This is a genomic window from uncultured Psychrobacter sp. (genome assembly GCF_947500265.1).
Lineage (GTDB): Bacteria > Pseudomonadota > Gammaproteobacteria > Pseudomonadales > Moraxellaceae > Psychrobacter.
Window position 1 is genome coordinate 57,796 of sequence record NZ_CANMRN010000006.1, and the last position, 22,768, is coordinate 80,563.

The window sequence follows — 22,768 nt, forward strand, 5'->3', positions numbered from 1 at the left end:
GGATATCAATTTGCAAAAATCCAAAAAGCCGTTTCAATCATGATTGAGACGGCTTTTTGTCGCTCAAGACCCATGAATTTTGTTAAAATGCGAAGCATATTGCTATCACTTTGAGATGCCCGTGTCGTTATTTATTTGTCCACTTTGTCAGTCACCACTAGATCCTGCTGTAGATACTTGGCGCTGTGACGGCAGTTTGCACCCTAAGCAGACTTCACATCCTTTTGATGTAGCGCGTCAAGGCTATGTCAACTTACTGCCAGTACAACAGAAAAAGTCCAAAGCCCCCGGTGATAGTCAAGAATCTATCGATGCGCGTAAACGGTTTTTGAATCATGGGCACTATGCACCGCTCCAAAAGCTAATTAGCCAAAAAATGACAGAGTTTCTGTCTAACGATGAGTTAATAGATAAGCAAGATAGCAAGCCGGTCAATTGGCTTGATATTGGCTGTGGAGAAGGCTACTACACGCAGGCAATGGCACAAATGGGAACGGATGTTATAGACACGCTGATAGCCGCTGACATCAGTAAGCCTGCAGTGGTTGAGCTGGCCAAAGTCAGTAAAGTAGCAGGTCGTCTATGGTATCAGCCGCGCCAAGAAGATACTGCCAAAACGACAGCAGTCTATCCATTAGTGACCAGTGCTGCACATTTACCATTACGCCCGCACAGTATAACGGGCATTAGCAGTATTTTTAGCCCTATTTTGCCCGAGGCGTTTGATAATGTATTGATGGATGGTGGCTATTTAATTATTGCCAAACCTGATGTCGGGCATTTGGCAACGATGCGTGATGCGTTATTTGATGATGTGCGTGAGCATGATTCTGATAAATTCTTGCAAGAATTGGCACCGTATTTTACGTTGGCTGAGACTTGCCGTGTCAGTACGGATCTGACACTATCCGCAGAGGATTTGGCTGATTTGATGACGATGACACCTTATGCGTACCGTGCCCGCAGCGAAAAAAGGCAAGCACTACTGGCAGCTGTAGAAACAGCAGCATTTAGCACAGAGGCAAAGTTTCTGGTTTATATTTTGCAGAAAACGTCTGTTTAGCACATTTAGAGCATAGCAGTATGGGGTATTGCTATGCTCGTTTTAAACATTAGCCAGCAACTTCACCGTGTCCGTATTTGCATCCTTCAACAATCAGCTAGTCATTCGTGTTTTTATAAATATCCTGTCTACGATGCTTACCGATAAATCGTAAATAGACTGTCATTTAACCAAACATTACGCCAACACCTAACATGCCTTTAATCGCGCATGCCTTCGTAACAATCGCAACCTTTCTTCAAGTTTCATAAATCTACTTAATACTAGAATCATTTATCATTCTCTTTGTCGATAGAGTAAAGCTTTATCACGATAGTTCATTTAACACTAAGTGAATTATCTATAACTACTCTAAATATGAATTCAAAGGAATAAAATGATGAAAAAGATACTAGTTAGCTCGATTCTAGCCGTTACTGCTTGTTTGTCGATGGTTGGTCAGGCCAATGCCGCGCCTAATTTTGATAAGCATCATACAGCTCAGGTACAGCATCAAAAACACAGCAGCAATAAAGAGAGTAATAACTATAAGCATGCCAAAGTTAAGGCAGCCAAGTCATATCAAAAAGTGAACGTAGTGGCTGCTAAACACAAAGCAACAGCCAAAAATGTCCATGCTAAAAACAGCAATGCTAAAAATAGCCACGACAAAAACAATCATGACAGAAACAACCATGATCGTCGCTCATAAAAATACAATCCTAGAATCCAAAAATAGCGCCTTAATTAGGCGCTATTTTTTTGTTCTTATATGACACTATTGAGCGTTACTAGTTGAGCAAATGCTACTGACTGATAAATGTCATTGATTTGGATGTACCGCTTTTATTAGGCTGAGTGAGTGTGACTTTGCTACTCAAAACATCGCCTTTGGCATTGATTTTATAGCATTCTGACGACGTACCTGCAGCATCAGAAGTCAAAAGCAGATTGCCTGAGGTTTTTATACAGAGCCACGCCGTGTTATTTGTATCTTGTGTGAGTGACCAGTCCTGCTTATAAGTGGCGGTTTTCTGACGCATACTACTGTCAGCATATACGTTTTCAGTGATGAGCTGATTTGAGTCGCCCACCGTAGCTATCTTAGGGATACTTGTCGTTTGGCTAGCGCTTGAATACTCACCCGTACTATCCGTAAAACCATGGAACACCAATGGATTTAGCGTAAAGTAATTTATAGCGACGGACTGATCCGTAATCTGCTGATTTACTGTGTTGATTGTGCTGACTTCTGCGCCTTGTACCATTTTATTATTAAAACGCATGCTGCCTTTAGGGGTTATTTGAATATCTGCGGCTACGCTTTGTCCGCCGACAGTAGCGACCAATTTTTCACTCCGTTGTTTGGTATAGATATTGAGTAAGGCAGTCTCAACTGGGTATTGAGTGACTACGTTAGCAGAGTTGTTATTTTGATTGGTATTACCTGTTGCCATGCCGCCCATGCCAGTAGCGCAAGCACTCAATCCGAGTCCTGCTACGATACACATTCCTAGTGTCTTCATCGTTGTATCCTTTAGTTTATTTAAATAAATATTACCGATATCTACTATAATCCAATTTTTTGACAATGGCATCTGCCGAGTATCAGTGACCCTACTGTTATTACATTTTTGTACGGTATAGCAATGATGATAAATATAGATACAAAGCTAGATTGAGCACCAAATAAGAACTTGAAGCCTTTTCGTATAAGAGTTTAGGGATAAAATTAAGCTATTAATAAAACGAATTATAATAGAGTATCTACTCATTTTATGAGTCACTCTCAGCCCATGGTACGAGTTTTTTAGATTGGTCAATTAATGTGTTATTTGACGAGGTATATAGTTATTAGACTCATACAACACCCAGAATTAAGGCTAAACAGAAGTGTTTCAGACAGCAGTAGAGAATAAGTATAGACTGAAAGTCTTACTATTAAAAAGTATAAAAAATATCTAAAGAAGGGTAGAACAAGATAGAAAAACTGAGGTTTTGCTTAAGAAGAATAAGATTGGCGGTGAAGGAGGGATTCGAACCCTCGATACGCTATGAACGTATACACACTTTCCAGGCGTGCGGTTTCAGCCACTCACCCACTTCACCGTTTTTTGAACGCCTAAGTATAGCGGATACCATTTAAAATGTCACGACTTGCGCGCTATCTTTCTTTATTGGCAAGCGCCTGCTAGGATAGCAAGTATGTAACGGCAAGTATAAATGGTTGAAAGTTGAATGATAAGTTTTAGTAGGCTTAAGTACGGATGTAAGAATAGTGCGCTGATGGCAGTATTGCTTGTCACGACAGGTATTACTCAAGCACATGCTGATGATTTGACCCAGTGTAGCCAGTCTTTTTATGGTGGTATTTATCCTGAATTTACCAATAGCAAGCTAAAGAAAGACACACAAGCACTATGTATGGATGGCTTTGCGGTTATGTACTCGGGGGTATCACGCACGCCGCTCTGGTCGGCAGAGTATCTCGATCGCACACGTCTACAACAATCTAAACAGATTGACCGTGAAGATAGCTTTCATGAAGAGAGTAAACTGCCAAAGTCAGCACGAGCCTCATTATCTGATTATTCAGGTTCTGGCTATGACAGAGGGCATTTGGCACCCAATGCCAATATGGCCAATCGCAGCCAGCAGTACGATAGTTTTAGTTTAGCCAATATTGCCCCGCAGTCACCACGTAACAATCGCTACATTTGGCGTAATATCGAATCTGCCACTCGCTATTTAACGCAGCAATACGGTGAGGTGTATACCATCACAGGTGTGGCATTTACTGATAAAAAAACCAAGCAGCTTGCTAACCGTGTTCTTGTGCCTAGCCATTTCTTCAAAGCTGTATATATCCCAGCAACTAATCAGGCAGGCGTGTATTACGCCCCAAATGATGAGTCAGAACGCATCGACGTAATTAGTATCGATGAGCTGACCACTGAGATTGGCATTGATGTATTACCTATGCTAGATAGTCAGTCCAAATCTCAAGCGTTTGATTTACCATTGAAGGCAGGTGAGAGCTCAGATGCGCCAGCAGAAGAGCCAGAGTGGATGCTGTTTGTCTGGGCTATTTTAGAATGGTTGATTGCACAATTACAGGCTTAAACTGAAAGTAAGACCCTAAAACCGCGTCATTCTGAAAAAATACAATGTTACTGATAATAAGGATAATCAAATGATTGAGCCATTCGCCAACGACCATCAAAGCATGCAGATTGGTGATCTTGTCATTGAAAATCAAAAAGACAAGATTATTATATATGGTGATATTGATCTCACTTTTGATGAGTTAGGATATAAGCAAGCCCAACAGTTGCATGAGCTATCGGGAAAAATCGTACAAGCATTTGAAGATAAAAATCTATATAGCAAGAATGATGCTAAGTCAAAGGAAAATGATGACCAATTAGATAAAGATATCGACAATCCTTTTCTGTAACTCTTTGATATAGTTTTATTTTTATAGAAATAAGAAACTGTAAAAAAATTACTAGGCAAAACCTAAAAATTGCTTATAATGAGTTAAGACATCGCTTGTGTCGCTTGAATCTTTAATAAAAAGCTTATAAGTTGTAATGGTAACTATCATTTAAAAAGGTCGAAATCATAAAGCTCGTAATGAAAGATTCTAGCAAAGGATAAGCATAGGACAACAGAAACATAACGTTTCGAGTAATCATTGTATGAAGGGAGTCAATCTATGAAATTATTTACAAAGACCACTTTAGCAGTTGCTGGTATTGGTATTGCTAGCATGGCATTTGCCGCTGACCCATTAGCCAACACTACTTGGCAAACATATGATGAAGGCAAGCCAAAAGGTACGGTAAAAATCACTGAGTCAAACGGTGTGTTGACCGGTACACTTATTGCTACTAACTCAGCTAAAGGCAAAAAGCACGTTGGTACGACCATTATTAAAGGTCTACAAGCTGATGGTGGCGGTAAATATAGTGGTGGTACGATTACTGACCCTGAGAAAGGTAAAGACTATCGTATGACTGCAAACCTAAGTGGTAACACGTTGAAGCTAAGAGGCTATATTGGCCCATTCTCTCGTAGCCAAGAGTGGAAAAAGAAATAAACGTATAAACCAGACCTAGCTTAATACATAGAATCCCGCGTTACCGAAAGGTCTCGCGGGATTTTTTACGTTTTAGATTTAAGCTTATAGCCTAAATAGGGGAACGCTTTAAACACTAAAATTATAAGCACCGATACTACAGTAGGTAGTATCAGCGCATTTGACATAAATCTTTAGCTTACTAAAAAGGAGCTTATCTTATAAATTCTGGGTAAGCTTCCATACCACATTCTGCAATATCAGCACCTTCGTACTCGTCTTCTTCAGAGATACGTAGACCGATAACCAGCTTGATGATAGACCAAACCACTAGGCTGGCAATGAATACCCAAGCAAAGATGGTTGCAGCGCCCACAATCTGACCGATAAAGGTAGATGCTGGGTTAGTAATAGGTACGATTAACAGGCCAAATAGACCGACCACACCATGAACTGAGATTGCACCAACTGGATCATCAATTTTGATTTTGTCTAAGGCTAAGATTGATAACACTACAATGATACCGGCGATAAGACCAAAGATAGTGGCTTGTAGTGCAGAAGGGGTTGAAGGCTCAGCAGTAATGGCTACTAGACCAGCTAGTGCACCGTTTAGGAGCATGGTTAGATCGGCTTTACCAAAGATGACGCGTGCTAGTAATAAAGCACCCACTGCGCCACCAGCTGCCGCTGCATTAGTGTTTAGGAACACCATCGCAACAGAGTTAGCGCTAGCGATGTCGCCTAATTTAAGCACTGAACCACCGTTGAAACCGAACCAACCCATCCATAAGATTAGTGTACCGAGTGCCGCCAATGGTAGGTTAGCACCAGGAATAGCGCGTATCTCTCCATTAGGACCATATTTACCTTTACGTGAGCCTAAGAGTAATACACCTGCTAGAGCTGCTGCTGCACCTGCCATATGTACAATGCCAGAGCCTGCAAAGTCAGAGAAGCCCATGTCGCCTAGGTTGAATAGGCCAAAGACATCGTTGCCGCCCCATGTCCAGCTACCTTCTAGTGGGTAGATAACACCAGTCATGACCACAGCAAACAATAAGAATGACCACAGTTTCATGCGCTCAGCAACAGCACCTGATACGATTGACATACAGGTTGCTACAAAGACTACTTGGAAGAAAAAGTCTGATGCGGCAGAGTAGACAGAGTCGCCACCGAAGCCGTTTTCAGCAGAGGCTGCTAGAGCGTCTTCTACTAACGTATCACCGCCTGCAATTCCGCTTAAGAATAGATCGCCACCATACATAATCGCATAGCCGCATACCATATACATGATACTAGCCGTTGCAAATAGTGCGACGTTTTTGGTTAAGATTTCGACTGTATTTTTTGATCGGACCAGTCCGGCCTCTAACATAGTGAAGCCTGCTGCCATCCACATGACCAACGCACCACATATCAAAAAGTAAAACGTATCGAGCGCATATTGGAGCTCAAAGATTTGACTTTCCATTTAAATTCCCCCTTGAATTTATAATATAGATATCGGCATTACCGATAGATAAAAATGCTGTAAGAGTCTGTACCTATAAGTTTATGCCCGTAGGTAGGTCTTCAAATTTAGATAGCGTCAGGTCCTGTTTCACCCGTACGGATGCGGATAACTTGCTCAAGTGCAGTGACGAAAATCTTGCCATCACCAATCTTACCAGTGCTAGCGATACGAGTGATTGCCTCGATAGCAGGCTCAACCATCTCGTCGATCACAGCGACTTCGACTTTTACTTTAGGTAAAAAGTCCACCACGTATTCTGCGCCGCGATAGAGCTCTGTATGACCTTTTTGACGACCGAAACCTTTGACTTCAGTGACAGTGACACCTTTAACACCGATGTCGGAAAGCGCTTCACGCACGTCGTCGAGCTTAAACGGTTTTAAGATCGCAGTGATTAGCTTCATAAAAAATTCCTTATTTGTGTGATGCCGCAGATTGATAGAAGTACTATGGTGCATCATCATATCTCTGCCTTGCTTACTGTAAGTTATTCAAGAACCGTGCCAACCTACTCAAGGGGGGAGGTAGAATTGGTATTGTTCATTAAAAAGTAACGACAGTAGTAACATAGAATATGGGCTACGATGCAACGATTAGAGCCATCGCTACAAGCATAATAAAGGTGAATCAATCTTTAGCGTTTGGTTAACGAAAACTTTATTATAACCAACTTTTTGAGTGCTTGGGGAGGCTATCCCTTTATTTCATGTGACGATTTGCTAACTTGAGTTTGGTTGTTAGCTTGGCCGTTTCATGCAAGCGTATCAAAGATGAATGGCGGGAAGGTAGAGAGAAAGTAGAGATAAGCGGCAGAGCCTAACATAGTAGTCAGACCCCTGTGCTTGGGTAGATAAAGGGTTTGGGCGTGTTTATATATACGTCGTTATGCTTTAGGAAATAGTAGATAAGGGGTTTTTGTGCTGACCAATAGCTTTTTTGTATCACTACCTTGTAGTAATTCGCGTAGACGAGATTGGCCAAAAGCCCCAGTCATAAGTAAACCGATATCATGCTGGTTTTGATAGTAGTTCAAAGCTGCTGCAACATCACGGCAGTCAAGCAATGTCTTTTTGGATTTGATACCCGCCTGTTTGAGCTTGGCGTAGGCTTCACGCAACGCATCACAGTTATCAGAAGTTTCCTTGCCGACCATCACAATATGAACCGTTAGTGCACGCACCAGTGGCGTTTTACACAGCCAATTTAGTAGTTTATGGCACGTCGGACTGTTATCAAACGCGAATAAAGCAGTAGTAGGGGGCAAAAATGGTGCATGTGTCACCAAAATGGGGCAGTGACTGACTCGAATGAGTTGGCTCAATGTTGATTTGCAAGTGACATGATGCCCTATAACGATCAATTGTGCTTTGTCATCGACGTAATCAATGCTCTGATTGAGGTTCTCGTGACGATGTAGTGTATATGTCTTTAGCTTATGGCGTTGCTGCTCACAATACGAGGTTGCTTGAGATAATAGCAATCGGCCCTGTGCTTTTAGCTCACAGTTGCTCAGATGTTCTTTGGATGTGAACTGTTCTAGCAAAGCATTTTCGTCATCAATATTTAGGCAACCAGAATAATTAATAGCGGCTTTTTGCTGCAAGCTTGGCATCGAGTGCAATAAGCCAACAGGCGCGCGCAGGCGAATAGAAGCCCACATACTGGCCTCTAGTACCGCTTGAACATGATCAGGACAGTCCAAGCAAGCAATCACACTATCTGGTTTTAAATTACTCATAAAACGACCACATCATTTTAATAATAAAAATCGGCTATCTCAGTTTATGGTTGGCGTATGCAAAATACATCCAACTCTTTTACCAATATAACTGTCTATTAATATCCGATACATTAGCCATAGACTAAGAATATAGCCACATGGCAACCGCATAGATTCGCTTAGTCTAACAAGCCAATGTCTCGGCGGTCATGAATAGAGAAGCGATCAATCAGTGTTCGACTCGCATTGTTGAGTCCTACCACTTTGACATCAATACCTTCACGTTGCAAGCGCATCACTAGCTTGTCTAAGGTATCAACAGCGCTGACATCCCAAAAATGCGCTTGGCTTACATCAATCTGAATACTATCTACAGCTTCTTTGGTATCGAAACTATGCAAGAACTGGGTGGTAGAGGCAAAGAATACCTGCCCTTGAACATAATAGTAACGGGTATTGCTGCTGTCATCGTATTCACTAAAGATCGTTAAGAACTGACCAATTTTATTGGCAAATGCCAAGGCAGATAGTAAGACACCTACGCCGACACCGTAAGCCAAGTTGTGAGTAAAGACAGTAGTCAGTACAGTCGCCAGCATAACGATATTAAATGACATTGGATGCGTCTTAAACTCGCGAATAGATTGCCAGTTAAACGTACCAATCGATACCATAATCATGACTGCAACCAAGGCTGCCATTGGAATTTGACTGACCCATTCGCTCAAGAACACGACCATAATCAGAAGGACGACACCGGCCATCAAAGTAGACAGACGCGTACGACCACCCGATTTGACGTTGATCATTGACTGACCAATCATCGCACAGCCTGCCATACCGCCAAAGAAACCTGACACAACGTTGGCCATACCTTGACCACGACACTCTTTGTTTTTATCACTTGGGGTATCAGTCAATTCATCGACGATCGTCGCTGTCATCATAGACTCTAAAAGACCAACGATGGCAAGCGCGATAGAGTATGGCGCAATAATCAGCAAGGTATTTAGGTTTAACGGAATGTCAGGTAACAAGAATACTGGTAATGAATCTGGCAAATCACCCATGCTACCAACGTTGCGAATATCGAGATTCATATACATTGCAACAGCGGTCAAACCTACAATACAAACAAGCGGTGAAGGAACGATGCGACCGATTTTAGGGATAAGTGGAAACAGATAAATAATCGCCAAACCAGCTGCCGTCATGATATAAACGGTCATGCCGACACGCTCAGTCATTGGGTTCAGTTCTGGTAATTGCGCGGCAAAGATCAATATTGCTAAAGCATTGACGAAACCGATAACCACTGAGCGAGAAACAAAGCGCATCAGATTCCCAAGTTTTAGAATGCCCATCACGACCTGAATGGCACCACAAAGCAAAGTTGCGGCAAGCAAATATTGCAGACCGTGGTCAGCAACCAAATCGACCATGACCAATGCCATCGCGCCAGTTGCTGCCGAAATCATACCTGGACGACCACCGACAAAACTGATCACTACCGCGATACAAAATGAGGCATATAAGCCAACCTTTGGATCAACACCAGCGATAATAGAAAAGGCAATGGCTTCTGGAATAAGAGCTAGGGCTACAACCAAACCCGATAAAACGTCACCGCGAACATTGGAAAACCACTCGTCACGCAAGTTATCAATAAAAGATGTCATAAGTAAACTACATAGGGTTAGAGGCAAAAAAAGTAATCATTACTCATTTATAAAATGATCGCGTCGCTAATAATAGCTATTCATTTTTCTTTTACTTCAACATGCACTAGGTCATGTTGCTGTGTTGAATTGTGAGAAACTAATAACCAAAGTATCTACTGATTTTTTTGGTATCAAAAATACGCTCATCAATAATCAATACGATGATAAGGGCAGTAAATTACCTAAAAATATTTTTTAAAAGATTGCTTAAAATAGGCAACTAGATAGATGTACCTACAATAATATATAGAGTCAGCAATCACTTGCTGTAGTAGAAGGTGATATATCACTCGTCAAATTATCAAAATTGTCTGATACACCCTTATCACAACAAGAATCGTTAATGAATAGGCGTGACAATAGCGCGATAAATGTGACAACATGCTAAACTAAAATGCTTGAGCAATGTGCTCAGCAAAATACTGATAAATATTAATCAAGCTGACTATTATAGCATTAGCCACTTAATATAAAAACAGGCGAATAATAGCATAAAGTCATAAAAAATCAGTACCGAAATCTGAACGATGGCGTTAAGATGCTGCACATCTTAGCGGCGTTGATTAGTATTGCTATACAGCAGACTTATTTGATGCAATTTTTCTCGTTTAATAGAAGGAATAGATATGACCACTAATAAAGCAACAGAAGCCTTACTTCATAAGGGTAGTGGTCTACAAGTCGTAGTTGGTTTGGGGCAGTCTGGATTGTCCGTTGCGCATTATCTGGCCAAGCAAGGCTATCAAGTCGCAGTCACTGATGCTCAAGTTACCCCTAAGTTGGCCGATCAGTTGCCAGCCGAGATTGAGATTCGTCAGTTTGGTGCGATAGATGCCGATTTATTGCAGCAAGCGGCACGTATTATTATTAGCCCAGGTATTTCTCTCGAAACTGCCGCTGTGGCTGCTGCTCGCCAAGCCAATATTCCTGTAGTTAGTGATATTCAACTGTTCTGTGAAGCGTGTACCGTACCCATCGTAGCGATTACAGGCTCTAACGCTAAAAGTACGGTCACTACGTTAGTTGGTCAAATGGCAGCTGATGCTGGCGTTAACGTGGGTGTTGGTGGCAATATCGGTGTACCCGCTTTAACATTGCTAGACAATCCTGATATGGAACTTGCGGTGCTTGAGCTGTCTAGTTTCCAATTAGAAACCGTCACTAACTTGGGCGCAAAAGTAGCGACTGTGCTCAATATGTCGCCTGATCATTTAGATCGTCATGGAGATATGCTTGGCTACCATCAAGCCAAACACCGTATCTTCCAAGGTGCCAAGTCGGTAATGATTAACCGCGAAGATGCGCTTACTCGTCCATTGGTCGCAGACAACCTACCGAGAATTAGTACGGGTATTCATGCCCCTGATAAAGGTCAGTATGGTCTGATTACCGACACAGAAGGTCAAACTTATCTTGCTCGTGGTACAGAAAGATTACTGTCGGCAGACAAACTGTTGATTAAAGGTCGTCATAATCTACTGAATGCGCAAGCGGCTCTAGCACTTGGCGAGCTTGCAGGATTACCGCTAGAGAGTATGTTGACCACTTTGCAGCAGTTCACAGGCCTTGAACACCGCTGCCAATATGTGGCTAATGCTGTTGGCATTGATTATTTCAATGACTCTAAAGGCACCAATATTGGTTCGACCATGGCCGCTATCGAAGGCTTGGGTGCAGTCTATACGCCAAAAGACGGTAAGCTATTATTAATCTTAGGCGGGCAAGGCAAAGGGCAACAGTTTGGTGAATTAACGCCTTTTATCAATAAATACGTGAGCCAAGTTTTGTTTATTGGTGAAGATGGTCAGCAGATTGAACAACATCTAAGAGCTGCGAAATTGAGTGATGATGTCGCACTACATCAGTGTCAGACATTAGAGAATGCCTTTGCGACTATCCAACAAGTCACTACCAGTAGTTTATCGCAAGTGCAGGCTGTATTGTTGTCACCTGCCTGTGCTAGCTTTGACCAATATAGCGGTTATGCGGCTCGCGGTGACCACTTTAGCCAATTGGTTAATCAATTAGACACCGCACAATCAGAAGCTTGATAGGTAGCCGAATAGGTCAATCAGTTATATAGATTGGCATAGCGCATATCGCGTCTTTAGCAACAGCCAGTATTTTCTGGATAAATGATTGTTTTGCTTATAGATTGCTGCTACTGTCAAGCATATAATCTTGATTACTGAAATAGGTGCTAGCTAAGGCGTTTGCCGAGGGTTAAAGGCTTTCTATCACCATCTATCTAGTACGATTTATTTTATGATTTTTTAAACGGTGGCGTTTCATAGACGCCGTGTTTTTTCGTTTGTTAGTGTATATAAAATTATGGCGCTCTCTTCTTTTTTTCGTTCCTCGCCCCAAACCAAGCAAACCTCTGGCTCAGATGGTGTTCTGTCTATGCCATCAGCGCGCGCAATTTTGTTATCAAGCGTCGGCTGTATGATGGTGCTTAGCTTGCTGATGGTTGCTTCTGCTTCTATCCCTTTTGCGCTTAGCCGTGGTATGACCGAGCTGTATTTTTTCAAAAACCAGCTGTTGTATATGACGATTGGTTTAATCGTTGCGGTCATCCCTTATTATGGCGTGTCTTTACGTACACTATATAAGACCGAGACCCAGTTTGCTTTGTTGGGCATCACGGGGCTATTACTTGTTGCTACATTGTTTAGCACACCAATCAATGGTTCCAAACGCTGGCTTACGGTAGGTGGTTTTAACTTTCAGGTAGCCGAGTTAGCCAAACTGGTCATGATTGTGTTTGTATCTGACTTTGTGGTGCGCCGATCTTTTGAAGTTCGTAATGGCCTAGACGGTTTCTTACGAATTATGTTGGTAGTGGCGCTGATAACGATACTGCTATTGTCGCAGCCAGATTTTGGTTCTTTTGTCGTCATTATTGGTACGCTGTTCGCGATTTTTTATATCGCTGGGGCACCTTATAAGCACTTCTTAGCCTTGGGTGCTGCTGCCATCGGCGGGGCGGTATTGATGGTGACTACGGCAGAGTACCGATTGGTGCGTGTGATGTCGTTTATGGATCCATTTGACGATGTGCAAGATACTGATTATCAGTTGGCACGTAGTTTGATCGCCTTTGGTCGTGGCCAGTTCACGGGTGTCGGCTATGGCGAAAGTGTACAGAAACTGTCGCATTTGCCTGAGGCGCATACGGATTTCTTATTAGCTATTACGGGTGAAGAGTTGGGGTTCGTCGGTGTCAGCATGGTACTGATACTTGAAGCGTTGATCATCGGTAGTGCGATGCGTATCAGTTACAATGCGCTCAAACGTCGTCAAATGCGTATGAGCTATACCGCTTTCGGTATCGGGGTGGTATTTATTGCCCAGACGATTATTAATGCTGCGATGAATATGGGCGCCATTCCAACCAAAGGTCTCACTATGCCGTTCTTTAGTTATGGTGGATCGTCTATGTTGATTAGCTTGGTTATGGTCGCGCTATTATTGAAGATATATAAAGAAAGCCCTGAAATAGAAAAAAGCCAATGCCGTTATTACTAATAGGCTCTATATATAATAGTCTTTGCATAGATTCAGATTTTCGGTAAATAGTATTGCGAAATATTGGAATAAAAGCGTCACTCATAGTGGCGCTTTTTATTGTCTATTTGTAGCTTTTGAACTCTCATTAATAAGACAGGTTTAACTGTTGCTTGCCTTGTAGTGGGGTATTCTCCCATTGAGCAATGGCTTGTTTGAGCATATTTTCTGGGGTATCGATATCGACCTTTGGTTGCTGCAGTAGCGATAGGGCTTCAGCGATAAGTTGACTCGGGTCTGATGTGTCGATGGGTTGAGCAAGGTTTTGCTTAGAGAGCTTTTGGCCATCAGCATTACTAATCAATGGCAGATGATACCATTGGTCAATAGTGGGTAGGCGCGTGGCTTGCATGATACCGATTTGCGCCGTCGTCATAGGTAAAATATCAAGACCACGCATGATATGAGTAACCTGCTGTAGACCATCATCAAGACTGGCTGCCAGTATATAGTTAATCATACCATCTTGACGACGAGCGACCATATCGCCTAGTGTCTGCTGCGGATTATCCCATTGTAGTCCCTGAATACCATCATTGAAGCCAATCCGATAGTCTGGTAGTTGAATACGTAGCTTATGCTGCTGTCTATCAAGGTCAGCTGCCACACAGCGCCGCGGATACCGCTGCCTATTTGGTTGTACTTGGTCAACTGACGAAACCTGTTCGTTTAATAATTTTTGGTCGGTCGCCGCAGCTAAACTAGCAAGACTATGGTTTCTACTTATCTCTTCTTGCGCCCAGTACTGTTCTAAGTCTTTACGGGAGCATTGGCAGCCATAGGTCAACGGCCCTAGGTATGATGATAGATAATCGTTGTAGATATCAATGCGCTCAGACTGATAAATAACATCACCATCCCAATGCAATCCAAGTGCCTCAAGATCCATCAAAATTTGCTCAGTGAACTGTCTATCGCAGCGTTCAGTATCGGTATCTTCCATACGCAACAGCCACTTACCGCCGATTGATTTGATATGGCAGAAGCTGGCAAGCGCGGTGGTTAGAGAGCCAAGATGTAACTCACCCGTTGGTGAAGGCGCAAAGCGGCCAATGGGCTGTGATGGTGGCGTTTGAGTCGGCATGGCGGTAGGCATTGTTTTCAAAATAAATGGCTGTCTATAAAAGGTAATAAAGATAGAATAATAAATATGAGTAACAAAAGATATTCATTAAATGAGATTATTTTGTTAGTCATGTCATTATTCAAGCGATTATATTTTTTAGAGCAAAGTCAGTAACGCAGCAAAATAGTGACAGTCTAAAATACAAAAAGCGACCTATTATAAGGTCGCTTCTGCTTACATTTATATCTGTAGTATCTGATCTAAGCGCCTTGGTTTTGACGTTCTTTGATTTCAGATAAGGTTTTGCAGTCGATACATTGGGTAGCAGTTGGACGTGCTTCAAGGCGACGTAATCCAATCTCTACACCACAAGTCTCACAAAATCCATAGTCATCATTTTCGATTTCTAACATAGATTTGTCGATTTTGCGGATAAGTTTGCGCTCACGGTCACGAGTACGTAATGCCAATGCAAACTCTTCTTCTTGAGTGGCACGGTCATTGATGTCTGGCATGGCGCTTGACTCATCTTGGATGTAGTTTTTAGTACGATCCGCTTCGCCAATCAGTTGGTTTTTCCAATCCAATAAAATAGCCTTAAAGTGCTCCAACTGCGCATCAGACATATACTCTTCGTCTTTGGCCGGCACATAAGGAGTAAATTTAACTTCACTCGGATTCGTGGTCAGGGTGCTCATATGGGTATCCTACTTTTTCAAATTAATTCAATAAAACGACGTATCAAAAGACAAGACGTTATTAATGCTACAAACGCTACAATTTGTCCTTTTATCAAACGTTTCACCACTTGGTAATACAAGTAACACAGCTGATCAAATAATATCGTAGACTTTATATCCTGACAGTTATATACCGATTGTTAGGTAGGTTGTTATATAAACTTCGGTTTCAATAATACTGTCTAAAGCATGCCATAGGTCATTGATTGTGAAAACTGAGCTTGTGGTTAATGGGCCATCCTAGCTATCGTGCAGTGACTTCATATTAGATATTGGGCCACCCTTGCTTTATTTCATAAGTTGTATCATTGTTTGTAATAATAATGAAGTGATTTTTTATATTGAATGCATATTTTATTTGTTCATCACTGCATTTTTGATTAGGAATTATTGACGAAAGCTATAAGTATAAAGGGCTAAGGGTTATACTATTCCCAATAATTCTGGGCGTCAAGTATCCAGTCTTTCAACCCAGCTTGCAACTGTTCCATTGTTGGCTAATTGCAACCAGCGATATCCTGGTAAAGCATATTCATCATAAGAAAAATCATCTTCATAAGGTTTGAACTGATAGCAGGTAGATGGCGTGCTATATACCGTGACGCCTTGGCGCAGTCGAACTTGCTCTTGGTGAGTATGTCCACTGATCACCACTTGTAGCTGTTCAAATGGTGCCATATGCTGCCAAAAACTCTCAGTGTTTTCTGCCATATGGGTATCAATCCAGTCAGAATCAACTGGAACAATATGGTGGTGTAGGGCGATTAATGCGGGCTTATCACAGGTGCTGAGTCTCTCACATAACCAATTGATATCAGTGGGCGTGATCTCGCCTGCGACCTTACCAGAAATGGAGGAGTCTAATAACAATAGCTGCCAGTATTCAGTCTCAATGACATGACGACTTAACAAACGTGAGTCAGCAGGCTGAGCAACAAGCTCTCGTTGAAAAAACGGCAAGTCTTTACCGTTCTCGTCCGTCACATCATGATTACCAGCAATACAAGCAAAAGGAATCTGAGTCGCCTGTAATACAGTAAAGATATGATCATAAATTGAGGACTTTACTCGATTGACCAAGTCACCGGTTACAATAATCAAATCACAGCGAATATCTTCACTCAGTGCCTGCTGGAGCACTGCTTCAAAACTATGCTGACAAGCCACGTCATCACTATAGGTACTACTCTCATCAACAAAGACAGGCGTCGATAAATGCAAATCAGTAATCTGTAAAATATTTATCGTTTTATCAGAGGTGCTTAACTTATTGGCAGGATAGTTTGGCATTGGTTCAGTCCCTTATCGAATCACAACAATAAGTATTGTTAGCGCGAGTATGGATAAATGAGCTACTATTTTTCACTGGGTATTTATAATTATCATGAATCTACTATAGAAGAGCACAGTGTTTGCCTAGAGCTTACTTTGACTCTAATCAACGATATTTATACTATCAACTAGTAATATCAAAGTTAGAGCCGACTTATAGTATTATCGAGCTAAAGTATTCATTATATTAATAAAATAAAGTCGAACAAAAAGATAGCGAAAAACAGTCATGTTTTATTTATTATAACGTATTTACAGCGACGCTAACTAAAGTTTTATCTTTATTAACTTCGAAAAAATGAGTGCAGTAAAAAATAAAGCAGCTAATATCAAGACGATAGAAAGACCTGTCTGAATATCTAGCCAGATACTACCCCACACACCAAGTGTCACACCCAGTTGAGCGATTATCAACGCTATAATCACCATTTGTTTTGGCGATGCTGACCATAGACGTGCGGTCAGTGCAGGTAGCACTAATAATCCGCTAATTAATAGACTGCCAACCGCCTGTAATGCAATCGCACAAAACCCTGCCAGTACACCCATAAAGAACAGTCGTTGCCGTGTTGGGTTGATACCTTGAATACGTGCCAATGCTTCATGTGTTGCAAGCTTGATTTGCGCAGGCCAAATATAGATAAGCAGTCCCAAGCCAGCTAATACGCTACCAGCAAGCAAAGGCAAATCTGCCCAATCAAGATCTAGCAAATTGCCGAATAAAAACCCGAGCACATTGGCCTGTTGGTCAGTCAATTGGGTCAAAGCCAGTAAGCCTAGGCATAATAGCGATACTGACACGACTGCCAATACAGCATCCGCTGGCAGACGCTCATCATCAATCAAGACCAGTCCCAGCACGACCATGACACTGACTAATGCAATGCCGATACCCATTGGCAGTTGCCACCACACAGCCAAAGCCACACCTAACAAAGTGCCATGGGCTAAGGCATCAGCGAAAAACGCCATACGCCGCCACAATACTAAGCAACCTAAAGGCGCTGATAATAACGCTAATATACTGCCAGCGATCCAAGCAGGTGCAATGATGGCTAACCAAGCAGTCATAATGAATGTCCGTAAAATTTTATAAATAGAGTAGAGCCGTATTATTTATATGTTTAATAGTTTCGGCTTTGATGATCTAGGTTTTGGCGATTTTGAGCCTTAATTACTGACGCTATAGCTCGCTTGGAGCATGGTGTTCACAGGCATGAGGCTGATGCACGTATGGCTGCTCATAATGATGACCAAATAGCTTTTGAAATTCAGTACTAATAGCTAGCTCGCTTGGTTGTCCTTCACAGCAAATATGCTTATTCAAACAAATGACGCGGCGGCTACCTTTCATGACCCAGTGCAAATCATGAGACACCACTAGCATGGCGCAACGTAAGAAATCCGGTAGCTCATCAATGAACTGATATAGCCAAACTTCAGTATCAGGATCGAGCCCCTGCATTGGCTCATCTAAGATAAGCAAGTTGGGTTTGTCTAGTAGCGCTCTGGCCAATAGTACGCGCTGCGTCTCACCACCTGATAAATGCAACATCTGCCGTGACAGTAGGTGGGTTAATGATAAGTTATCAAAGATAAACTGTCGCTGCTCAGAGGTTAAACGTTTCTTATCTGCTTGCGCCAACAAATCGCAAACGCGCAATGGCAATATCGGTGGCACAGTAAATCGCTGCGGTACGTAACCAAGCTGTAGCGGCTGATGTGCTGTCATAGAGCCATCAGTTGACTCAATCAAGCCTAAGATGAGTTTGACTAGCGTTGACTTACCAGCGCCATTGGGACCGATAAGGCTGACTGTCTCGTTAACAGCAATGTCAATATCGATGTGAGAGAGCAGACGTTGAGGCCCAATATGGTAACTGATATTGTTTAAGCTCAATAATTTGTCAGCGTTACTCACAGTACTGCTATTCGCAACAGCGGTATTCGACTGATTAGAAGGTAGGGTAGAGGTATTCATAATATGACAACGCATAGGTAAATAGACAATCGACGAATCATGCTTAAAACGTTTACACAAACTATAGTAGCTCTACTGGCAAGCTTGACAACGACCGCTAAGCTCAATGACACTACGCTCAACCACAAACCCCACATCTTGCTCGGCGAAGCTCATCATTTCCTGAACTGGGAGACTGCTGCATTCTTGCACGCGTTGACACTGATCGCAGATCAAAAAGGCGGCTGTATGTTGGGCACGAGGATGACAGCAGGGAACATAAGCATTAATAGAGGTTAATTGATGAATCAACCCTTCACTTAGTAAGAATTCTAAACTGCGATAAACCGTTGGCGGCGCGACATTTTTTGGCGCTCGTTTTTTGGTTGTCTTAGTGTCTACCGAAAGTGTTGGTGAGCTCGCTACTTTTTGAATATCGCTGTCATCAGGTGTAGACAGTCGCATTTGCTGCAACTGAGTGATTAGGTCATAAGCGCCAACGGGCTGATCCGCCTCTAAGACCAATTGGTATATCTGCTGACGCAAAGGCGTAAAGCGCGCGCCATTTAGACGGCAATGCTCTTTAGCTGCTGCTAAGCGCTCATGAACATCATGCGGAGTCAGATCTTGCACATCATGCAAATGTTCGCAGATCGATGAAGTAATAGACATGGTACAAGCTCCTAAAAATAGCATGGTAATCGCATGACGTTTTTTATGATAGCGTTTTTTATTGTTATAGTATAACATACTAAAATAAGAACTGAGTGAATTGTCTTATAGTAGTCTTGTATATCTACCCTTTTTACAGGAGTTGGGCAGGGCACTATTACTTATACTTTCGTTATCCAATAATGTTATCTAACAATAAAAGAGCTTACTATGAACGCTGTTTTTACTTACTCCGTACGTTCGCTTATCAAATTACAGCGCTTGCTAATGACAGGACTGATAGTTCTAGGAACTTTCACACTGAATGCACAAGCTGCAACGGTCAATGTTAGTAATTATCCTCTATTCTTGTTAAGTGAAGCAGTAACAGAAGGCGCACCATCAGCCAATCGACTATTGCAAGCGGGGGAGGTGGGACATCATGGTAGTATCAGCCCAGGTGATATCAAAGCAATCAAAGACAGTAAGTTCGTGGTATGGTTCGGTGAGCCGCTAGAAAACAATCTAGCAGCGAGCTTAAAAACAGCCCCAAATGCCATTGCTTTATTTGAGTTTGATGCATTCAATCGACATCCATTACGTGATGTAAAGGGCGACGCTATCACGGGTACACTAGATCCACATATTTGGTTAGACCCTGAAAATGCCAAAGCCATTACCCGTGCATTGGCTGTGATTCATAGCCATGCCAATCCGCAATATAAAGATCTATACCAAGCCAACGCGAAAAAATTTGCACAGCAACTAGACAAAGCAGTTACTGCATTTGAGAAAAGCTCTATTCAAAGTGCTTCAAAAACACGACCTTATTGGGCTTATCATGATGCTTATCAATATATCGAAGATAGCTTACACTTAACGCTCGTTGGCAGCCTTAGCGTAGATCATCATCTCTCACCCAAAGCAAGCCAACTCCGTTGGTTGAATGAGCAGCGCCCAGCCAAGCAAATGTGTTTGGTTAGTCCAAGTGAGCCAGCGAAAGGCTTACTTGCGAAGCTACAACCAGTGAAGAGTACGGTACAGCCAGAAGATATGAGTAGTAGCGATGACTTTATCAGCGGTTGGCAGAATATGGCCAAACAGATATATCAATGTATCTCGTAATATAGTCAAAAACAGCAATTTGCTAGGATTGTTTGAGTTGGTTGTATAGCTTCGCTTCAAGCATTTATTACAGACTAAATAATATAATAATCTTAGCAAAATGCGTTAGGTGACTGATAAAAGTCATATTTTACTTGCTTAATAGTTACGCTCTACCTATAATAAGTAGCGTTTTATTTTGGCCGAAAGGTAATGCCTGTAGAGTAAGTCATTCACGGATAAAATTATCATAAGTATGATATATTGTCCCAATGCTGTAAGGGCTATAGGAATACCGATGACCAAGCCTGCCAAACGCACGCAAAAAGACAAGATTGGCATCTATATTAAACGACAAGCATGGATACTATTTATCCTTATTATCATTGCTTGGTTAGTAGATACTATTTGGCTACATAGTGAGCTTACGATAGCAAAAAGCGCTGCAATTGGTGCGCTACTAAGTTTTATCACTCAAGCAGTATTTGCGTTTTTTATTTTTTGGTACACCGGATATCGCGCGCGCCAACACATCGTTAGCCAGCTATATCGGGGTCAAATGTCAAAATGGTTATTGACCGTGTTTGGTTTTGCACTAATTTTTATTACCGTACAACCCCTATCTGCGCCAGCGCTGTTTATCGGTTTTATGGTAATGCAAATTAGTCACAGTTGGATGTTGTGGCATATACGCTAGCGCTAATAAATGATCGCTAAACAGATGGTTTATTAATAGTACTGGCAAGTCACCCTGCCGTCCAGCTTCTCTATGACTAGTTCGAAAAGTCGAAGCACAACGCTGTCTTAGGATAGCACCAGTGATTATAAAGACCGCACTATGAGTCTCAATGTTAGACGTAGTATGCAGTGAGAGGGTAGGGGTTATTCAACTATCTGTATTGCTGATAATTAGAGTACGGTTATCTGATTATGGTTAGTAGCTATATTAGCAAGTAAAACTGGTGGCTAACTTATTCATACAGTGGATAAAAAAATCACAATTGACTTTACACGAATACAACGCTGCATTAATATAGGCGGCTAAATATTTTGCTTATAAGCGCTACATTAAGCGCCGATCGTAAAAAACGGTCAGTGGGCAAGCACATATATAATAATTTTGCGTATAAAAATGCAAGGGCTATTACTGAGTTATCATAAGCCCTTTTTTGATAGCTAAAATTTATCTTACGCTATCAAATACTGCATATTAGTAATAGAACTATGGGTTGGATGTTGTTGGTTACATGAGTGATTTAGTACGGTTTATTTGTTTGCTTAATAGCAAGATAGATATAAATACTACACCTCATCAGATGACAACCATATTTTTGGTAGTTGATTAAATCGTTGATTAATAAGAAGCTTACATTATGGCATCCGAGCAAACATCATCAGAATATATCTCTCACCACTTAACGAATTGGACGTATGGCTATCTGCCGGGCGAAGGTTGGAAAGTTGCTCATACTGCTGAAGAAGCAGGGGCAATGGGCTTTAACGCTATCCATCTTGATTCTATGCTATGGTCGATTGGTCTAGGTATCTTATTTTGCGCCGTCTTTTGGATGGTTGCCAAAAAAGTCACTTCAGGCGTGCCAGGAAAAACTCAGGCAGCAGTTGAGATGATCGTTGAGTTTGTTGATAACAACGTTCGTGATTCATACAGTGGTACATCAAAACTGATTGCGCCATTGGCGTTGACCATTTTTGTCTGGATCTTTTTGATGAACTTGATGGATTTGATACCTGTTGATTTTATTCCAGGTATTGCTGGGCAAATCGGTGCCGCTATGGGCCATGATCCACATCATGTTTTCTTTAAGATTGTTCCAACGACTGATCCTAATATCACGCTTGGCATGTCGTTCTCTGTCTTTGCACTGATTATCTTTTATAGCATTAAAGAAAAAGGTTTGGGCGGCTTTATCGGTGAGTTAACACTGCATCCGTTTGGCGCCAAAAACCCAATCGTACAAGCGATTTTGATTCCCATCAACTTCATCCTAGAAGCAGTTACTTTAATAGCCAAACCTGTATCACTTGGTTTGCGTCTATTCGGCAACATGTATGCTGGGGAATTGATTTTCATACTGATTGCTCTAATGCCGTTTTGGATTCAATGGGCGTTATCGGTACCGTGGGCTATCTTCCACATCTTAGTTATTACACTTCAAGCGTTCGTATTCATGATGCTGACGATAGTTTACATGTCGCTTGCATCATCAACTGAACATTAATTAGACATTCAATAGGTAAATGAGG

The 22,768-nt window shown here is 41.9% G+C and carries 21 protein-coding genes and 1 tRNA gene; 10 read left to right on the forward strand and 12 right to left on the reverse strand.

The window, feature by feature from the left end; all coding sequences use genetic code 11:
* The first annotated feature begins 115 nt into the window (after window positions 1-115).
* Window positions 116-1,063, forward strand: a complete 948-nt coding sequence (locus Q0788_RS09765) for a putative RNA methyltransferase (protein WP_298810356.1) — start codon at window positions 116-118, stop codon at window positions 1,061-1,063.
* A 379-nt stretch (window positions 1,064-1,442) separates the two neighbouring features.
* The gene (locus Q0788_RS09770) at window positions 1,443-1,754 is read left to right on the forward strand and encodes a hypothetical protein (RefSeq protein ID WP_298810163.1); all 312 of its coding nucleotides are present in this window, start codon (window positions 1,443-1,445) and stop codon (window positions 1,752-1,754) included.
* 94 nt (window positions 1,755-1,848) lie between these two features.
* Here Q0788_RS09770 and Q0788_RS09775 read toward each other — a convergent pair whose 3' ends face one another.
* On the reverse strand, window positions 1,849-2,568 hold the full coding sequence (locus Q0788_RS09775) for a hypothetical protein (RefSeq protein WP_298810165.1): 720 nt from the start codon (window positions 2,566-2,568) through the stop codon (window positions 1,849-1,851).
* Between the two features lie 492 nt (window positions 2,569-3,060).
* A tRNA-Ser gene (locus tag Q0788_RS09780) sits at window positions 3,061-3,151 on the reverse strand.
* A gap of 177 nt (window positions 3,152-3,328) precedes the next feature.
* Here Q0788_RS09780 and Q0788_RS09785 point away from each other — a divergent pair.
* The 3 genes from Q0788_RS09785 to Q0788_RS09795 all read left to right on the forward strand — a co-directional run bounded on the left by Q0788_RS09785 (window position 3,329) and on the right by Q0788_RS09795 (window position 5,144).
* Window positions 3,329-4,165, forward strand: a complete 837-nt coding sequence (locus tag Q0788_RS09785; RefSeq protein ID WP_298810167.1) for a DNA/RNA non-specific endonuclease — start codon at window positions 3,329-3,331, stop codon at window positions 4,163-4,165.
* A 70-nt stretch (window positions 4,166-4,235) separates the two neighbouring features.
* A complete protein-coding gene (locus Q0788_RS09790; protein ID WP_101205966.1) occupies window positions 4,236-4,499 on the forward strand; it encodes a hypothetical protein in 264 nt (87 codons plus the stop codon).
* A 261-nt stretch (window positions 4,500-4,760) separates the two neighbouring features.
* Window positions 4,761-5,144, forward strand: a complete 384-nt coding sequence (locus tag Q0788_RS09795) for a DUF2147 domain-containing protein (protein ID WP_298810169.1) — start codon at window positions 4,761-4,763, stop codon at window positions 5,142-5,144.
* Between the two features lie 193 nt (window positions 5,145-5,337).
* On the opposite strand, the gene Q0788_RS09800 is transcribed toward Q0788_RS09795, so the two are convergent.
* The 4 genes from Q0788_RS09800 to Q0788_RS09815 all read right to left on the reverse strand — a co-directional run bounded on the left by Q0788_RS09800 (window position 5,338) and on the right by Q0788_RS09815 (window position 10,041).
* Window positions 5,338-6,600, reverse strand: a complete 1,263-nt coding sequence (locus tag Q0788_RS09800; RefSeq protein WP_114701807.1) for an ammonium transporter — start codon at window positions 6,598-6,600, stop codon at window positions 5,338-5,340.
* Window positions 6,601-6,707: 107 nt separating this feature from the next.
* On the reverse strand, window positions 6,708-7,046 hold the full coding sequence (locus tag Q0788_RS09805; protein ID WP_010197981.1) for a P-II family nitrogen regulator: 339 nt from the start codon (window positions 7,044-7,046) through the stop codon (window positions 6,708-6,710).
* A 479-nt stretch (window positions 7,047-7,525) separates the two neighbouring features.
* Window positions 7,526-8,380 (reverse strand): universal stress protein, encoded by an 855-nt coding sequence (locus Q0788_RS09810; RefSeq protein ID WP_298810172.1) that lies wholly within the window; start codon window positions 8,378-8,380, stop codon window positions 7,526-7,528.
* Window positions 8,381-8,541: 161 nt separating this feature from the next.
* Window positions 8,542-10,041: a SulP family inorganic anion transporter gene (locus tag Q0788_RS09815; protein ID WP_298810173.1), complete on the reverse strand. Its 1,500-nt coding sequence runs from the start codon at window positions 10,039-10,041 to the stop codon at window positions 8,542-8,544.
* A gap of 668 nt (window positions 10,042-10,709) precedes the next feature.
* Between Q0788_RS09815 and murD the strand changes: the two genes are divergently transcribed.
* Together murD and Q0788_RS09825 are read left to right on the forward strand one after the other, a co-directional pair.
* The gene (murD, locus tag Q0788_RS09820; RefSeq protein ID WP_298810175.1) at window positions 10,710-12,134 is read left to right on the forward strand and encodes a UDP-N-acetylmuramoyl-L-alanine--D-glutamate ligase; all 1,425 of its coding nucleotides are present in this window, start codon (window positions 10,710-10,712) and stop codon (window positions 12,132-12,134) included.
* Between the two features lie 280 nt (window positions 12,135-12,414).
* A complete protein-coding gene (locus Q0788_RS09825; RefSeq protein WP_179799106.1) occupies window positions 12,415-13,611 on the forward strand; it encodes an FtsW/RodA/SpoVE family cell cycle protein in 1,197 nt (398 codons plus the stop codon).
* A 127-nt stretch (window positions 13,612-13,738) separates the two neighbouring features.
* Here Q0788_RS09825 and gluQRS read toward each other — a convergent pair whose 3' ends face one another.
* The 6 genes from gluQRS to Q0788_RS09855 form a co-directional block, all read right to left on the reverse strand.
* Window positions 13,739-14,734 (reverse strand): tRNA glutamyl-Q(34) synthetase GluQRS, encoded by a 996-nt coding sequence (gluQRS, locus tag Q0788_RS09830; RefSeq protein ID WP_298810181.1) that lies wholly within the window; start codon window positions 14,732-14,734, stop codon window positions 13,739-13,741.
* Window positions 14,735-14,976: 242 nt separating this feature from the next.
* The gene (gene dksA / locus Q0788_RS09835) at window positions 14,977-15,414 is read right to left on the reverse strand and encodes an RNA polymerase-binding protein DksA (protein ID WP_057762021.1); all 438 of its coding nucleotides are present in this window, start codon (window positions 15,412-15,414) and stop codon (window positions 14,977-14,979) included.
* Between the two features lie 492 nt (window positions 15,415-15,906).
* On the reverse strand, window positions 15,907-16,746 hold the full coding sequence (locus Q0788_RS09840) for a metallophosphoesterase (RefSeq protein ID WP_298810184.1): 840 nt from the start codon (window positions 16,744-16,746) through the stop codon (window positions 15,907-15,909).
* A gap of 309 nt (window positions 16,747-17,055) precedes the next feature.
* Entirely contained in the window at window positions 17,056-17,859 is an 804-nt protein-coding gene (locus tag Q0788_RS09845) for a metal ABC transporter permease (protein ID WP_298810186.1), read from the reverse strand.
* 112 nt (window positions 17,860-17,971) lie between these two features.
* Complete coding sequence (locus tag Q0788_RS09850; protein WP_298810188.1) at window positions 17,972-18,769, reverse strand: metal ABC transporter ATP-binding protein; 798 nt, start codon at window positions 18,767-18,769, stop codon at window positions 17,972-17,974.
* Window positions 18,770-18,841: 72 nt separating this feature from the next.
* The gene (locus tag Q0788_RS09855) at window positions 18,842-19,420 is read right to left on the reverse strand and encodes a Fur family transcriptional regulator (RefSeq protein ID WP_298810190.1); all 579 of its coding nucleotides are present in this window, start codon (window positions 19,418-19,420) and stop codon (window positions 18,842-18,844) included.
* 210 nt (window positions 19,421-19,630) lie between these two features.
* On the opposite strand from Q0788_RS09855, the gene Q0788_RS09860 reads away from it, so the two are divergent.
* The 3 genes from Q0788_RS09860 (at window position 19,631) to atpB (ending at window position 22,743) form a co-directional block, all read left to right on the forward strand.
* The gene (locus Q0788_RS09860) at window positions 19,631-20,524 is read left to right on the forward strand and encodes a zinc ABC transporter substrate-binding protein (RefSeq protein ID WP_298810192.1); all 894 of its coding nucleotides are present in this window, start codon (window positions 19,631-19,633) and stop codon (window positions 20,522-20,524) included.
* Window positions 20,525-20,801: 277 nt separating this feature from the next.
* Entirely contained in the window at window positions 20,802-21,200 is a 399-nt protein-coding gene (locus tag Q0788_RS09865; protein WP_057762011.1) for an ATP synthase subunit I, read from the forward strand.
* 676 nt (window positions 21,201-21,876) lie between these two features.
* Window positions 21,877-22,743, forward strand: a complete 867-nt coding sequence (atpB, locus tag Q0788_RS09870) for a F0F1 ATP synthase subunit A (RefSeq protein WP_101205957.1) — start codon at window positions 21,877-21,879, stop codon at window positions 22,741-22,743.
* Window positions 22,744-22,768 lie beyond the last annotated feature (25 nt).